General features: G+C 73.5%; 14 protein-coding genes and 1 tRNA gene. 4 read left to right on the top strand and 11 right to left on the bottom strand.

The features are described 5' to 3' along the window. The first annotated feature begins 14 nt into the window (after positions 1-14). On the top strand, positions 15-2,408 hold the full coding sequence (locus APR03_RS01085; RefSeq protein ID WP_253831922.1) for a Tex family protein: 2,394 nt from the start codon (positions 15-17) through the stop codon (positions 2,406-2,408). A 90-nt stretch (positions 2,409-2,498) separates the two neighbouring features. On the opposite strand, the gene APR03_RS01080 is transcribed toward APR03_RS01085, so the two are convergent. Both APR03_RS01080 and APR03_RS01075 read right to left on the bottom strand, forming a co-directional pair. Beyond that, the gene (locus APR03_RS01080) at positions 2,499-3,443 is read right to left on the bottom strand and encodes an alpha/beta hydrolase family protein (RefSeq protein WP_253831920.1); all 945 of its coding nucleotides are present in this window, start codon (positions 3,441-3,443) and stop codon (positions 2,499-2,501) included. Continuing rightward, a complete protein-coding gene (locus APR03_RS01075) occupies positions 3,440-4,150 on the bottom strand; it encodes a TetR/AcrR family transcriptional regulator (protein WP_253831918.1) in 711 nt (236 codons plus the stop codon). Before APR03_RS01075 ends, APR03_RS01080 begins: the two co-directional genes overlap by 4 nt. 141 nt (positions 4,151-4,291) lie before the next feature. Here APR03_RS01075 and APR03_RS01070 point away from each other — a divergent pair, with 141 nt between their 5' ends. Beyond that, a complete protein-coding gene (locus APR03_RS01070; protein ID WP_253831916.1) occupies positions 4,292-5,821 on the top strand; it encodes a dihydrolipoyl dehydrogenase family protein in 1,530 nt (509 codons plus the stop codon). Between the two features lie 69 nt (positions 5,822-5,890). Here APR03_RS01070 and APR03_RS01065 read toward each other — a convergent pair whose 3' ends face one another. The 3 genes from APR03_RS01065 to APR03_RS01055 form a co-directional block, all read right to left on the bottom strand. After that, entirely contained in the window at positions 5,891-6,925 is a 1,035-nt protein-coding gene (locus APR03_RS01065; protein ID WP_253831914.1) for a glycine betaine ABC transporter substrate-binding protein, read from the bottom strand. Positions 6,926-7,053: 128 nt separating this feature from the next. Beyond that, positions 7,054-7,737: an ABC transporter permease gene (locus tag APR03_RS01060; RefSeq protein WP_253831912.1), complete on the bottom strand. Its 684-nt coding sequence runs from the start codon at positions 7,735-7,737 to the stop codon at positions 7,054-7,056. Next, positions 7,734-8,393, bottom strand: coding sequence for an ABC transporter permease (locus APR03_RS01055; RefSeq protein ID WP_253831910.1), 660 nt, complete (start codon positions 8,391-8,393; stop codon positions 7,734-7,736). The genes APR03_RS01060 and APR03_RS01055 overlap by 4 nt, the downstream gene beginning before the upstream one ends. Before the next feature lie 83 nt (positions 8,394-8,476). On the opposite strand from APR03_RS01055, the gene APR03_RS01050 reads away from it, so the two are divergent. Together APR03_RS01050 and APR03_RS01045 are read left to right on the top strand one after the other, a co-directional pair. Beyond that, positions 8,477-9,514: an ABC transporter ATP-binding protein gene (locus tag APR03_RS01050; RefSeq protein WP_253831909.1), complete on the top strand. Its 1,038-nt coding sequence runs from the start codon at positions 8,477-8,479 to the stop codon at positions 9,512-9,514. A gap of 39 nt (positions 9,515-9,553) precedes the next feature. Further along, entirely contained in the window at positions 9,554-10,450 is an 897-nt protein-coding gene (locus APR03_RS01045; protein WP_253831907.1) for an ATP-grasp domain-containing protein, read from the top strand. Between the two features lie 56 nt (positions 10,451-10,506). On the opposite strand, the gene APR03_RS01040 is transcribed toward APR03_RS01045, so the two are convergent. The 6 genes from APR03_RS01040 to APR03_RS01015 form a co-directional block, all read right to left on the bottom strand. Then, positions 10,507-10,579, bottom strand: a tRNA-His gene (locus APR03_RS01040). 72 nt (positions 10,580-10,651) lie between these two features. Beyond that, positions 10,652-11,287, bottom strand: coding sequence for an oligoribonuclease (orn, locus tag APR03_RS01035; protein ID WP_253831905.1), 636 nt, complete (start codon positions 11,285-11,287; stop codon positions 10,652-10,654). A gap of 261 nt (positions 11,288-11,548) precedes the next feature. Continuing rightward, on the bottom strand, positions 11,549-11,698 hold the full coding sequence (locus APR03_RS01030) for a hypothetical protein (RefSeq protein ID WP_253831903.1): 150 nt from the start codon (positions 11,696-11,698) through the stop codon (positions 11,549-11,551). A gap of 288 nt (positions 11,699-11,986) precedes the next feature. Beyond that, on the bottom strand, positions 11,987-12,166 hold the full coding sequence (locus APR03_RS01025) for a hypothetical protein (RefSeq protein WP_253831901.1): 180 nt from the start codon (positions 12,164-12,166) through the stop codon (positions 11,987-11,989). A gap of 158 nt (positions 12,167-12,324) precedes the next feature. After that, complete coding sequence (locus APR03_RS01020; RefSeq protein ID WP_253831899.1) at positions 12,325-13,272, bottom strand: FHA domain-containing protein; 948 nt, start codon at positions 13,270-13,272, stop codon at positions 12,325-12,327. Then, the gene (locus APR03_RS01015; RefSeq protein WP_253831897.1) at positions 13,269-14,573 is read right to left on the bottom strand and encodes a VWA domain-containing protein; all 1,305 of its coding nucleotides are present in this window, start codon (positions 14,571-14,573) and stop codon (positions 13,269-13,271) included. Before APR03_RS01015 ends, APR03_RS01020 begins: the two co-directional genes overlap by 4 nt.

Here is a 14,573-nt window from a genome sequence, read left to right as displayed (position 1 = left end):
GAGGTAGGAAGACGTTGGCAGGAATCAACCGGCGGATCGCCGAGGAGCTGGGCGTACGGGAAGGGCAGGTGTCCGCGGCGGTGGACCTGCTCGACGGCGGCGCGACCGTGCCGTTCATCGCCCGCTACCGCAAGGAGGTCACGGGCACGCTCGACGACGCCCAGCTGCGCACGCTGGAGGAGCGGCTGCGCTACCTGCGCGAGCTCGAGGAGCGGCGCGCGGCGATCCTGAGCTCGGTCGAGGAGCAGGGCAAGCTCACGGACGAGCTGCGCGCCCAGATCCTGTCGGCGGACACGAAGTCGCGCCTGGAGGACATCTACCTCCCGTACAAGCCCAAGCGGCGCACCAAGGCGCAGATCGCACGCGAGGCCGGCCTGGAGCCGCTCGCCGAGGCGCTCCTGGGCGACCCGTCGCTCGACCCGGCCGCGGCCGCGGGCGCGTACGTCGACGCCGACAAGGGCGTGGCCGACACCACCGCGGCCCTCGACGGCGCCCGCGCGATCCTCGTGGAGCGCATGGGCGAGGACGCCGACCTGATCGGCACCCTGCGCGAGCGGCTGTGGCAGCGCGGGCGCATGCTCTCCGCGGTGCGCGACGGCGCGCAGGACAAGGGCGCCAAGTTCTCCGACTACTTCGAGTTCTCCGAGGCGCTGTCCAGCCTGCCCTCGCACCGCGTGCTCGCCCTGTTCCGGGGCGAGAAGGAGGACGTGCTGGACCTGACGATCGAGCCGGAGGAGGGCATCGAGCCCGGCGTGCCGACGTCGTACGAGGCCACCATCGCGCACCAGTTCGGCATCGCGAACCAGGGCCGCCCCGCCGACCGCTGGCTCACCGACACGGTCCGCTGGGCGTGGCGCACCAAGATCCTGGTGCACCTCGGCATCGACGTGCGGCTGCGCCTGCGCTCCGAGGCGGAGGACGAGGCCGTGCGCGTGTTCGCGGCCAACCTGCGCGACCTGCTGCTCGCGGCGCCGGCCGGCACGCGCGCCACGATGGGCCTGGACCCGGGCCTGCGCACCGGCGTGAAGGTCGCCGTGGTCGATGCGACGGGCAAGGTCGTCGAGCACGCGACCATCTACCCGCACGCCCCCGCCAACCGGTGGGACGAGTCCCTGGCCGTGCTGGCCCGGCTCGCCCAGAAGCACCACGTGGACCTGGTCGCGATCGGCAACGGCACGGCGTCGCGCGAGACCGAGCGACTCGCCGCCGACCTCATGAAGAAGGTGCCCGAGCTCGGCCTGACCAAGGCCGTGGTGTCCGAGGCCGGCGCGTCCGTGTACTCGGCGTCCGCCTACGCGAGCGCGGAGCTGCCCGACCTGGACGTGTCCATCCGCGGCGCCGTCTCGATCGCGCGCCGCCTGCAGGACCCGCTCGCCGAGCTCGTGAAGATCGACCCCAAGTCGATCGGCGTGGGCCAGTACCAGCACGACATCACCGAGAGCAAGCTGTCGCGGTCGCTGGACGCCGTGGTGGAGGACTGCGTGAACGGCGTGGGCGTGGACCTGAACACGGCGTCGGTGCCGCTGCTCTCGCGGGTCTCGGGCATCACCTCGACGCTCGCGGAGAACATCGTCTCCTACCGGGACGCCAACGGCCCCTACCCCTCCCGGTCGGCGCTGAAGAACGTGCCGCGCCTGGGCCCCAAGGCGTTCGAGCAGTGCGCGGGCTTCCTCAAGGTCACGGGCGGCGAGGAGCCGCTCGACGCGTCGTCCGTGCACCCCGAGGCGTACCCGCTGGCCCGGCGCATCGTCACGGCGTCGGGCGCCGACGTGCCCGCCCTGATCGGCAACGGCGGTGCCCTGCGCACCCTGCGGCCCACCGACTTCGTGGACGAGACCTTCGGTCTGCCCACGGTCACCGACATCTTCGCCGAGCTGGAGAAGCCCGGCCGCGACCCGCGCCCGGCGTTCACCACGGCGTCCTTCGCCGACGGCGTCGAGACGCTCGGCGACCTCGTGCCCGGCATGGTGCTGGAGGGGCAGGTCACCAACGTGGCGGCGTTCGGCGCGTTCGTCGACGTCGGCGTGCACCAGGACGGCCTCGTGCACGTCTCGGCCATGTCGAAGAACTTCGTCAGCGACCCACGCGAGGTCGTGAAGTCGGGCGACATCGTCAAGGTCAAGGTCATGGACGTCGACCTGCAGCGCAAGCGCATCTCGCTGTCGCTGCGCCTGGACGACGAGGTGGGCTCCGCCCCCGGCGGGCGGACGTCGGGCGCTCGCGGTGGCCAGGGCTCGGGCGAGGGCCAGGGTGGCGGACGCCGCGGGGACGGCCGGGGCGGTGACGGCCGCGGCAACCGTGGTCGCGGTCAGGGTCAGGGCAGGCAGGGCGGCGGTGGGCGCGGTGCCCGCCCGGCCCCGGCCGACACCGCGATGGCCGACGCCCTGCGCCGCGCGGGCCTCGCCTGACCCGGAGCGAGATCGGCCGGACGGAGGAACGGTCGCCGTACGAGGTGTCGTACGGCGACCGTTCCTCCGTCCGGCGGCGCCGCCCGGTGATCAGGACATGTGCCGGGCCAGGAAGTCGAGCTTGGGCTGCGGGTCACGCTGGAAGTCGAGGTACCCGTCCCAACGGGCCGTCGTGCCCTCGATCCAGTGCAGCTCCTTCTCGGCGACCGGGATGTTGTCGAACATGCCCTGCACGTCGCTCGGGTCGGTCAGCAGGTCGTCGCGCACCTGGTACAGGTAGGTCGGCACCTGCACGCTGCGTGCCCAGGTCACCGGCGTCATCTCGGCGAACGTGTGGCTCACCTGGAGCTGGATCTCGCGCTCCAGGTCGTCGATGCGTCCGGGGATGCCGAGCAGCTCCAGGCTGCGCCGCATGGTCACGCCCACCGACAGGGGCTGGGGCGCGAGCATGCAGCGCACGTCCTCGAACTCCTCGGGGTGCTCCTGCATGGCGAACATCGTGGCGTTCGCGCCCTGGCAGCGGCTGAACAGGCCGATCGTCATGCCACGCGTGCGCGCGTCGGACCGGGCGAAGTGCAGCGAGCCGATGACGTCGCGTGCCTCGAACCGGCCGCCGCTGCCGCGGCCGCCGTTCGCGCTGCCGCTCTGGCCGAGGTTTCGCATGTCGTACGTCAGCACGTTGTAGCCGGCGTCGTGCAGGATCCGGTAGTCCGGCAGGAAGTCGACCGCGAAGTCGTTGCCCCCGAGCGCGCCGAGCGACCGCCAGGGTTCGAGGTGCGCGGGCAGGCCGGTGCGGCTGAACCACAGGGGGTGGTTCGCGATGATCAGCTTGTCCGAGCCCTCGCGGGGGATGAACCAGGCCTCCAGCGGCGTGCCGTCCGCCGACGGGAACGTGACGTCCTCGTAGGCGAGGCCCTGGTCGGCCGGCGTCCCCAGGACCGGCGAGCGCAGGATGCTGCCGTAGCCCGCGGCGATCTGCCGGATGATCTCCGTCGCCTCGGCGTCGGTCGTCGTGTGCGGTGCGGTGGTGGTCATGAGTGGTTCCTTCCGTCGTGCGCCGGGCGCGCGGCGAGCGTGCCCAGCCATTGGCGCAGGAGCGCGAGCTCCGCGGCCGTGAACGGCTCCTGTGCGGGGCCGAGTCGTGCGAGCAGGGTCCGGGCGGCCGGGGCCGCGCCCTGCTCGGAGGTGTCGTCTGCCGGGCGTGCGCCCGCGATGTGGCCGACGAGGACGGTGCGCAGGGTGCGCGACAGGGATCCGTCGGCGGGTTCGCCGAGGTGGTTGAGCTGGGCCACGCACCCGACGGCCGTCGCGGTGGTCAGCGCCAGGGCCTCCTCGACGCCGACCACGAGCAGCCCGGCGTCGGCGAGGCGGACCAGCGCGGCCCGCAGCTCGTCCTCCGCGACCCCGGCCGCACGCGAGCGGCGTCCGCTCGTGCGGCCGAACATCACGGCGTAGAGCGCCGGGTTCTCGACGCCGAACGCGATGTGCATGTCCCAGCCGGCCTCGAAGTCGGCGACGAGGTCGCCGGTGCTCGGCACGCCACGCTTGCGTTCCAGGTAGGCCGCGAAGGCGTCGTCGACGACGGCCTCGATGAGGCCGTCCTTGTCGCCGAAGTGGTGGTACAGCGTGGGCGCTGCCACGCCGGCCGCCTCGTACAGCTCGCGCGTCGTCGGCTCGTGCTCGGGCCGCTCGGCGAGCAGGGTGCGGGCCGCGGCGAGGAGGCTCTCTCGACCGGATCTCATGTATACCGACGATACACGCGGCCCCGTCACGTGTATACCGCCGATATAGAGACGCCTGTCACACGGGTGCGGGGACGCGCGTCCGGGTGGAGTCCGGTGATGCGTCTGGCGGGGCGCGCGAGGGAGGGCCACCATGGCGGCATGACAGTTTCTGAGGAGTCGTTCGACGTCGTCGTGATCGGCGGCGGGCCGGTGGGGGAGAACGCGGCCGACCGGGCCTCGCGCACCGGCCTGTCCGTCGCGCTGGTCGAGTCCGAGCTGGTGGGCGGTGAGTGCTCGTACTGGGCCTGCATGCCGTCGAAGGTGCTGCTGCGCGCCGGTGCCGTCCGCTCGCTCGCCCGGGACACCCCGGGTCTGGCGGACCCTGGGCCGCCGGACGCGGCCGCGGTCTTCGCCCGGCGCGACGAGATCACCAGCGGCTGGGACGACTCCGGGCAGGTGTCCTGGGTCGAGGGCGCCGGCCTGACCCTGGTGCGCGGGCACGGGCGCCTGGCCGGGGAACGGCTCGTGGAGGTCACTGCGCCCAAGGACAGCCCGGCGGCCGGGTTCGGCGAGGCCACGGACCTCGGCGACGCCCCGGTCACGCGGCTCCTGCGGGCACGGCACGCGGTGATCGTGGCGACCGGTAGCGTGCCGGTGCTCCCGGACGTGCCGGGGCTCGCCGAGGCGGAGCCCTGGTCGAGCCGCGAGGCGACGGCGTCCGACGCCGTGCCTGAGTCCCTCGTGGTGGTCGGGGGCGGTGTGGTCGGCGTGGAGATGGCCAACGCGTACGCCGACCTCGGCGCGCGGGTCACCCTGCTGGCCCGGGGCGGCCTGCTGTCCAACGCCGAGCCGTTCGCCGGCGAGATGGTCGCGGACGCGCTGCGCGCCGCGGGCGTCGACGTGCGCCTGGGTGTCGAGCCGAGCGCGGTGCAGCGCGCGGACGGCACGGTGACCGTCACCCTGTCGGACGGCGGGGAGGTCACCGCCGCGGAGATCCTCGTGGCCACGGGCCGGGTACCGCGGACGGCGGACCTGGGCGTGGAGGCCGCCGGGCTCGACGAGTCCGCGCTGGGCCGGGGCGGGGCGCTCGTCGTCGACGAGTCCCTGCAGGTCACCGGCGTCGAGGGCGGCTGGCTGTACGCCTGCGGCGACGTCACCGGCCGGGCGCCCACGACGCACCAGGGCAAGTACCAGGGGCGTGTGGTCGGTGACGTGGTGGCCGCGCGCTACGGCACGGAGGCGGGCGACCGGGCCCCGACCCACGGCGACCCGGCCCCGGCCCAGGGCGAGGAGCCCGCGCCGTGGTCCCGGTACGCCGCGACCGCCGACCGGACCGCCCGCGTCCAGGTGGTGTTCACGCAGCCGCAGGTCAGCTGGGTGGGACCCACGGAGCGCGAGGCGCGGGCGGCGGGCCTGCCCGTCGAGGCGGTGTCGTACGACCTGTCCTGGGTGGCGGGCGCGAGCGTCGAGTCGCCCGGGTACACGGGGCGGGCGCAGGTGCTCGTCGACACGCAGCGCAAGGTCCTGGTCGGCGCGACGTTCGTGGGCCCCGACGCCGGCGAGATGCTGCACGCGGCGACCATCGCCGTCGTCGGCGAGGTGCCGCTGGACCGGCTGTGGCACGCGGTCCCGGCCTACCCGACGGTGAGCGAGGTCTGGCTCCGCTTCCTGGAGTCCTACGGCCTGTAGCAAGCGCTGAGCGCTGGACATCCGCCCTTCTGATGCCTCGCGAAGGGCGGATGTCCAGCACTCAGCGGGTCACTCGTTCGGGGTGAGCGAGCCGTCCGAGCTGAATACCAGGCCGAGGGTGATCTCGCCCTGCTGGAGGGCCGACTTGGTCAGCGGGCCGCCCGCGTCGAGCGACGTGAACTCCGCGAACTCCAGCCCGTAGGTCTCCTCGAGGCCCGGCTGGCAGAACGGGCGCTCCGTGCACTCCGGCGGGCCGCCGAGCACCAGGCCGCCGCACGCCTCGGCGAGCTCGCTGAGCGTCGTGACGCCGTGCTCGTCGGCGAACGCCTTGGTCACGGCGAACGCGTTCTGGTCCTGCGCGGGGGAGGGCTCGCCGAACACGAGGCCGACCTCCTCGCCGAGGCCCGTGAGGCCCTCGACCGTCGCGTCGAGGTCGCTGCTCGCGACCGGCTCGGCGTCGGCGCCGTTGACGTTCTTGTTGATGAACTCGGTCAGGGTGCCCACGTACTCCGGGATCACCTGGACCTGCTTGCCGTCCTCCAGCGCCGGGAGGTAGGCCTCGCGGTTGCCGATGGTGGTCACCTCGGCGTCGTACCCGGCCGCGTTCAGCACGGTCGCGTAGATGGTGCCGAGCGTGGCGCTCTCCGCGAAGTCGGCGGCGCCGACGACGACGGACCCGCTGCCGCTCTGCTCCGGGTCGTCCAGGCCCGCGTCGGCCACGAACTCCTCGGCGACGTCCTGCGACGTGCGCCGGTCGACGTCCACAGCCTTGTTCAGACCGATGAGGGTGTCGGTGTCCAGGGCGGCGGACACGCTGTCCAGCAGCGGGATCAGGGTGTCGTCGCCCTCCACCGCCGCGGCGTTGACCGCCGGGATGATGTTGTCGACGGTCTGGAGCTGCTGGTCGTCGTCGAGCACCACGAGCTCGTCGCCCGGCACGGCCTCGCACGCCGCGACGCTGCCGCCGCCGCCCGCGTCCGTCGAGCCACCTCCGCCTCCGGCGGAGCCCGGCTCGCCGCACGCGGTCAGGAACGCGAGGGAGGCGACTGCTGCCGCCGCGCCCAGGGCGCGCGGCAAGGACACATGGGTACGGGGGAGCTTCATCGAATGTCTCCGGGTGTGAGTGACGTACATCTGTTCTACGGCTCCGATCGGGTCCATTCGACCCCGGGTCGCGGTGGATGGCAAGGGCTGGACCGGCTCGTGAGGAGGTCGTTACATCTGGCCGGGGGTCACCCGCTCCGGACCCGCAGCGGTGCCGGGGTCGCGATCCGCTGCCCGACCGCGAGCGCGCCGTCGATCGCCAGGCACAGCAGGGCCACGATCACGCCGCCCGCGAGCACCTCGCCGTAGCGCTGGGTGCCGAGCCCGAACGTGATGATCTTGCCCAGCCCGCCGCCGCCCGCGAGCGCCGCGAGCGGGATGGTGGCGACCACCTGCACGATGGTGGTGCGCAGCCCGGCGGACACGAGCGTGACGGCGAGCGGCAGCTCGACCTGCAGCAGGATGCGCCCGTCGCTCATGCCCATGCCGCGGGCGGCGTCGCGGGCGTCCGGGTCGGCGCCCCGCACCCCCTCGTAGGTGTTGACCAGCAGCACGGGTGCGGCGAAGAAGGCGGCGGCGATGACCGTGGCGGTGTTGCCGAACAGGCCTGCGGACGCGAGCAGGAAGACGATGCCCAGCGTGGGCAGCGCGCGCGAGGCGTTGGTGAGCCAGACGACGAGGCCCGCGCCGCGGTCGGTGTGCCCGAGCCACGCGCCGACCGGGATCGCGACGGCGGCCGCCGCGCCCACGGCGGCCGCGGTCATGAGCAGGTGCTCGCCGGTCAGCTCGAGGATCCCGCCCTGCTCGGTCCACGTCAGCGGGTCGTTGAGCCAGACGAGGGCCTGGCTCAGGACGCCGTCGCCCGCGGTCATGCGGACCTCCTGCGCAGCCACGGGGTGAGTGCCCGGCCGGCCGCCCAGAGGACGAGGTCGAGCACCAGGGCGATCAGGATGGTGCCGATGGTGGCCGTCATGATCTCGGCGCGGTAGAGGTTGTTGCGGAAGCCCTGGAACATGATCTGCCCGAGCCCCCCGAACCCGACGACCACGCCGACGGTGACGAGCGCGACGGACGACACCGTGGCCAGGCGCACGCCCGCGACGATGCTGGGCAGCGCGCTGGGCAGCGCGACCTGCAGCAGCAGGCGGCCCGGGCCGTAGCCCAGGCCCCGGGCAGCGTCCACGACGGCCGGGTCGACGGTGGCCAGCCCTGCGGTGGTGTTGCGCAGGATGATGAGGAGCGAGTACACGACCAGGCCGATCAGCACGGGCGTGCGGCCGATGCCGAGGAGCGGCGCCAGGATCGCGAACAGCCCGAGGGACGGGATGGTGTACAGGACGGCGGCCGCGCCGAGCACGGGCCCCGACATCCACCGGGACCGCGAGATCAGCACGCCGAGCGGGACGGCGATCGCGGTGGAGATCGCCACCGCCTCGACCGTCACGCCGACGTGGTCGAGCGTGCGCTGCCAGAGCGCCGGCGCGTTGCCGACCACGTACGACCAGGAGAACCACGGGTTGCCGGGCATGCGAGAAAACCTACCGCGCGCCACCGACATCGCTCGCGAGGGCTGCCGGGGCGGTGTCGGTGGCTGCGTGTAGGTTCATGGACATGGCAGAGCGCACCGTGATCGAGCTCGACACCGTCCGCAAGGCGTACCCCGACGGCACCGTGGCCGTGGAGGGGCTGAGCCTCGCCGTGCGCGAGCACGAGGTCCTGGCCCTGGTCGGGCCGTCCGGGTGCGGCAAGTCGACCACGCTGCGCATGGTCAACCGGCTGGTGGAGCCCACCTCGGGCCGCATCCTGCTCGACGGCGAGGACGTCACCCGCGCCGATCCCGTCCAGCTGCGCCGGCGCATCGGCTACGTGATCCAGAACGTCGGGCTGTTCCCCCACCGCACCGTCGAGTCGAACATCGCCACCGTGCCCGGGCTGCTGGGCTGGGACCGCAGGCGCACCCGCGCCCGGGTGGCGGAGCTGCTCGACCTCGTGGGCCTGCCCGCCGCCACGTACGCCAAGCGCTACCCGAACGAGCTGTCGGGGGGTGAGCGCCAGCGCATCGGCGTCGCCCGGGCGCTCGCGACCGACCCGCCCGTCCTGCTCATGGACGAGCCCTTCGGTGCGGTCGACCCCGAGTTCCGGCGGCACCTGCAGACCGAGTTCCAGCGCATCCAGCGCGAGACCGGGACCACGGTGATCCTCGTCACGCACGACATCGACGAGGCGGCCCGCCTCGGCGACCGGATCGCCGTCCTGTCGCGCGGCGGGCACCTCGAGCAGGTGGCCAGTCCGCTGGCGGTGCTGGCGCACCCCGCGTCGGAGCGGGTGCGCGACTTCATCGGGGACGGTTCCGCCTCGCGCATGCTGGCGCTCGCGCGGGTGCAGGCCGGCGACCTGGAGGGCGCCGACCGGATCGTCCAGCCCGCGCCCGCCCCGGTGCGGCTCGGCGCGCGGCTCACCGACGCGTTCGAGGCCGTCGCGGCGCTGCCCGGGTCCGCCATGGGCCGGGTCCCGGTCGTGGGGGAGTCCGGCGACGTCGTCGGCTCGCTCACCGCCGACGGGATCCTGGGCGCGCTGCGCCGGGCCGCGGACGCCGCGGCGTCCGACGAGGGCATCCAGGACGCCGTTGTGGCAGACGCCGCTCCCTGATCAGGGTGCTCGCGCCCGGTGCGGCGATAGTCTCGGGGCGTGACGAACGCACGCGTAGCCCTCGCGACCTGCTCCCAGCTCCCCGACCTCGACGCGGACGACGTACCGCTGATCGCCGCGCTGGGCGGGCGCGGCGTCACGGCCGAACCCGCGGTGTGGGACGACCCGGCCGTCGACTGGCAGGCGTACGACCTGGTGCTGGTGCGGTCCACCTGGGACTACTCGCCGCGGCACGACGAGTTCCTCGACTGGGCGCGGTCGCTGCCGAAGGTGGCCAACTCAGCCGACGTCATCGCGTGGAACACCGACAAGCGGTACCTGCGCGACCTGGAGGCGGCCGGCGTGCCCGTCATCCCCACGATCTGGCTCGACCCCGCCCGGCACCTGTCCAAGCGGGCCGTGCACACGCGCATGCCGGCCTTCGGCGACTTCGTCGTCAAGCCCGTGGTCAGCGCCGGCGCCCAGAACACGGGGCGCTACCAGCCGGTGTCCGCGCAGTCGCGCAGCAAGGCGATCGCGCACGCGACCCGGCTGCTCGACGACGGGCGCTGGGTCATGATCCAGCCGTACGTGACCTCGGTGGACACCACCGGGGAGACCTGCCTCGTCTTCGTCGACGGCGAGCTCACGCACGCCGTCCGCAAGAACGCGCTGCTCACGGGCCCCGCGGAGGACTCGGGCGAGCTCTACGCTCGCGAGGAGATGACGGCGTACGAGGCGACGCCCGCCCAGGTGGAGGTGGCCCGCCGGGCGCTGGACGTGGCCCGCGAGGCGACGGGCTCCGAGCTCACCTACGCCCGCGTCGACCTCGTGTCGGGCGACGACGGCGTGCCGCTGGTCCTCGAGCTGGAGCTCACCGAGCCGTCGCTGTGGATGAAGTACGGCACGGGCGTCGAGGACAAGGTCGCCGACGCCGTCGTGAAGCTGCTGGGCTGAGCCGCCCGGGAACGTGCGAAAGGGCCCCTTGCCGAGGCAAGGGGCCCTTCGTCCGGGGTGAGCGACGGGACTTGAACCCGCGGCCCTCGCGACCACAACGCGATGCTCTACCAGCTGAGCTACGCCCACCATGTGCGCCGGTCCCGGACCGGCGAACGTCGAAAAGCATACATGGTCGGTGGCCACCGACCGAACTTGAAACTATGGGGCGAGCTGCTTCGTGACGGACGTCTCTGCGACGCGCGCCGCCGCGGCTCGCGCCGTGGCCGTGTCGGGCCCGGGCTGGGCGGGGAACAGCACCTCGCGGTAGTAGCGCAGCTCGTCGATCGACTCGAGGATGTCGGCCAGTGCACGGTGCCCGCCGTCCTTCTTGGGCGAGGCGAAGTAGACGCGCGGGTACCAGCGGCGGGAGAGCTCCTTGATCGACGACACGTCGATGATCCGGTAGTGCAGGTACTCCACCAGCTCGGGCATGTGCAGGTCGAGGAACGACTTGTCGGTGCCGACCGAGTTGCCGGCCAGCGGCGCCTTGCCCGGCTCGGGGACCCACTCGCGGATGTAGGCCAGGATCTGCTCCTGGGCCTCCTGGAGGGTCAGTCCGCCGTCGAGCTCGTCGAGCAGGCCGGAGGTGGTGTGCATGGTGCGCACGAAGTCGCCCATCTGGGCCAGCGCCTCGGTCGGAGGCTTGATGAGGACGTCGACGCCGGTGCCGAGGACGTTCAGCTCCGAGTCGGTGACGATCGCCGCGACCTCGACGAGCGCGTCGGCGCGCAGGTCCAGTCCTGTCATCTCGCAGTCGATCCAGACGATGCGCTCGTTGGGGTTGGGAAGGCTCACGCCCCCACCCTATTCCGTCCCGGACGGATCTCCTCTGCCCGCTGTGGTCCGGACCCTGACCGATGATCCGCTTCGAGAACGAGCCGCGGGACCGGAACCGGGCTCTTTCCGTCCCCGAGGTCGTTCTCGAAGCGGACCATCAGCCATGGCCCAGGTGCCGAAAAGTGCAGAGAGGGCGCAGAGAGGCCCTTCCGTCGGAGACCGGGGTGTCCGAGGGAAGGGCCTGGGTGCAACGGGCGCCCCGAAGGGGGCGGGCGCCGGTCAGATCAGCCGGAAACGCTTGGCGCGCTTGGGGCCGCGGCGCTCGCGACGCTCACGCAGGGCGCGCTCCTGGGCACCGGCGATCTCCGCGCGGCGGGCGACCTCGGCGACCTGGGCACGGCCGATGTAGTAGGCGGAGTGGGCATCCATGACTGCTGTCCTTCCAGGGGTGGGGAGAGGTGACGGTCGCAGCGGGCGCGTCCGGCCGGGTCGCGGTCGGCGCTCCTCAGTGTTTCCGTCGTGTTACATCATCCCTGATTACGGAAATCCCGCGCAAGGCGGACAGAGGTGATGTGCAGCACGCCTACGCAGGTCAGAGGCCACTTCTGGGGTGACCTGGCGCACAACGACGAAGCAGAGCGTGTGCCGGGCACACGCTCTGCTTCGGGATGCCGGGGGCGCCGGGGGCCGGAACTGGTCCGGCGGGCGCCGTACGGGTCATGCGGACCGCACGCGCAGGGCGGGTGCCGGTGCGCGGGTCTCGGTCCGGTGTGCGGCGCGGGCCTCGGCCCTGCGTCGCTTCTGCTCCTCGCGGAGCCGGCGGAAGCGCCGGTTCTCCTCGGCGTTCCGGAGGCGCTCCCTGTGAAGGATCTGCGCCAGGTCGAACTCGGTGTGCACGTGAGTGCCTTTCGTGACGCTGGATGCCGGTCTCCCGGCGTGAGGTCTGGCCGGACCTCGCCCACCGCCCGGTACGGACCGGACGGACGTCACCGCGGTGTGCCTGGAGCATCTCAGGGCGCGGGGGCGCCGCGCACGTCATTTATCCGAGCGTGCGATCACACCTCACCGGGGAGCGCCTTGCGGATGACCAGCCGGGTCCACGCGCCGATGAAGAGCCGGTCGCCCTCCTCGATCTCCTGCCGGACGCCCTGCGTCAGCGGCGTGTCCGGCAGCGGGTCGCCCGCAGCCGCGACGAACGTGCCGTTCGACGAGCCCAGGTCCTCGACCCACCAGCGCTGACCGTCGGTGCTGAGCTGGCAGTGCCGCCGGGACACGCCGGGGTCGCTGCCGCAGTCGACGTCGGGCCGGATGCCCCGCGACTGCGACGGCCGCCCCACCAGCAGGCTGCGCTGCCGGAGCGTGACCAGCCCGGGCAGCCCGGCCGACGGCAGCGGGTCCTCGGGCCGCTCGTGCGCGTACCAGTCGGGGTCCACCCAGATCTCCGCGACCCAGGCCGTGTCGCCCGGGATGGGCGGCGCGGCCAGGCCCCCGGGGCCGCCCGACGGCGCGGCCGTGCCGGCCGGCGGACCAGCAGGGCCGGGAGCGGCCGGCGTACCCGGCGCGCCCGGCCCGGGGGCACCGGCCGGGCTGCCGCCCGGCGTGGCAGGCACGGGCGCCGACGCCGCCGTCCCGCCGGCACCCGGTGTCGGGCCGGGCCCGGCCACCGCACCGGACGCGCCGCCCGGGCCCGCGCCGCCGTGGCCCGCCGCACCCAGCGCGCCCAGGTCCAGGCCCGACCCCGGCGGCGGGGGCGGCGGCGCGGGCGTGCCCGTGGTGAAGTCGTAGCCGCAGTTCTCGCAGAACAGGGAGCCCGCCGGGGACACGTCGCCGCAGTTCGGGCAGGTCACCGGCTCGGTCTCCGCGGTGTTGCCCCCTGCGGGCGCCGCCGCGCCGGGTTCCGGGACACCCGGCGCGGCGGCGCCGCCCGCGGCGATCGGCGCGCCGCACACGTCGCAGTAGTCCGTGGCCTGGCTGGCGTGGCCCTCGGGACAGGTCACCGTCATGCGCGCCGGACCCGGGTCGTCTTGGTGGACGCGGTGTCGAGTGCCATCTCGTCCAGCTTGGCGGTGTTCCGCTTGAGCCGCACGGTGCCCTCCTCCTCGTTCTCCACGTCCACGATCTTGCGCAGGCGCGAGGTCGCCTCGTCGTTGCCGGTCTCCGCGGCGAGCTGCACGGCGCGGCCGAGCTTCACGGTCGCCGTCGCCTCGTCGCCCGCGGCCTTGGCGGCCAGGCCCTCCTGGATGGCGGAGGCGAGCTCCGCCTGGCCCGTGTAGTGCGCCACCTCGGGGCTGATCCGGGCGGTGAGCGTCGAGTCGTCCGACCACTTGGCCTTGACCAGGCCCGAGGCCGCCACCTCGTCGCCGACGGCCACCTGCACGCGGGCCGCGAGCTGCTCGGAGCCGACGGGCTTGGCGGGCACCCGGACGGCCACGTGGTACTCCCGCGTCTCGTCGGCCCAGGCACCCGTGGGGTAGGCGCCGGTCAGGGGGTTCACCTCGGTGCGGCGGCTCGTGAGGTCGTCGACCTCTGGCGCCACCTGCCGCACGAACAGGACCTGCGACCCCTGCGGCGCCCAGACGCGCAGGTCGACGGCGGCGACCCCGCGCGACACGGACTTGCGGACCAGGGCCGCGAAGTCCTCGGCGATGTCCTCGGGCCGCGCGATGAGGTCGACCGTGCCGAGCAGGGCCGTCGAGATCTTGCGCAGCTCCTCGACCACCCAGCGGTCGCCGACGCCGCGGGCGTCGCACTGGAACCGGCCGGTCACGTTCGCGATCATCTGGTCCAGGTGCGCGGACGGCTCCGACTCGTTCTTGCCGTCGGTCAGCAGGATCAGGTGCTTGTTCGGCACCTGGACGGTGGCGAACAGCTCGTCCGCGAGCCGCAGCCACGTCGAGATCGCCGTGCCGCCGCTGGCCGACATGGTGCCGATGGCCCGCTTGGCCTCGGCGCGTGCGCCCGGCTCCATGGCCACCATCGGCACCCGCGCGTTGGGGTAGGGGAAGATCCGGGTGGCGACGTGCGACCCGCCCACGATGGCGAACAGCGTGCCGTCCGGGATCTGGTCCACGGCCACGGCCGCGGCGTGCTTGGCGGCCTCCATGTTGCGGCCCTGCATCGAGCCTGACGTGTCGACCGCCACGATCTCGGCGACCCCGCCCGCGGCGGGCCCGGCGGGCCCGGCGGTCCCGGCGGCGGCGCCCGCGCCCGCGCCCGTGCACGTCACGGAGACGACGGCGTGCACGTCGGTCGCGCCGTCGGACAGGAACTCGTTCTGGAAGACCTCGGCGGAGAACTCGGCCAC

Source organism: Promicromonospora thailandica, assembly GCF_024171955.1.
Lineage (GTDB): Bacteria > Actinomycetota > Actinomycetes > Actinomycetales > Cellulomonadaceae > Promicromonospora > Promicromonospora thailandica.
Note: the sequence above shows the minus strand (reverse complement) of the source record. Positions and strands in the feature narration are given on the sequence as shown.

Excerpts from the sequence above, each read along its gene's own strand:
- APR03_RS01080 (WP_253831920.1), bottom strand. The coding sequence starts at position 3,443 with ATGACCACCACCGCACCGCACACGACGACCGACGCCGAGGCGACGGAG.
- APR03_RS01075 (WP_253831918.1), bottom strand. The coding sequence starts at position 4,150 with ATGAGATCCGGTCGAGAGAGCCTCCTCGCCGCGGCCCGCACCCTGCTC.
- APR03_RS01070 (WP_253831916.1), top strand. The coding sequence starts at position 4,292 with ATGACAGTTTCTGAGGAGTCGTTCGACGTCGTCGTGATCGGCGGCGGG.
- APR03_RS01065 (WP_253831914.1), bottom strand. The coding sequence starts at position 6,925 with ATGAAGCTCCCCCGTACCCATGTGTCCTTGCCGCGCGCCCTGGGCGCG.
- APR03_RS01060 (WP_253831912.1), bottom strand. The coding sequence starts at position 7,737 with ATGACCGCGGGCGACGGCGTCCTGAGCCAGGCCCTCGTCTGGCTCAAC.
- APR03_RS01055 (WP_253831910.1), bottom strand. The coding sequence starts at position 8,393 with ATGCCCGGCAACCCGTGGTTCTCCTGGTCGTACGTGGTCGGCAACGCG.
- APR03_RS01050 (WP_253831909.1), top strand. The coding sequence starts at position 8,477 with ATGGCAGAGCGCACCGTGATCGAGCTCGACACCGTCCGCAAGGCGTAC.
- APR03_RS01030 (WP_253831903.1), bottom strand. The coding sequence starts at position 11,698 with ATGGATGCCCACTCCGCCTACTACATCGGCCGTGCCCAGGTCGCCGAG.
- APR03_RS01020 (WP_253831899.1), bottom strand. The coding sequence starts at position 13,272 with ATGACGGTGACCTGTCCCGAGGGCCACGCCAGCCAGGCCACGGACTAC.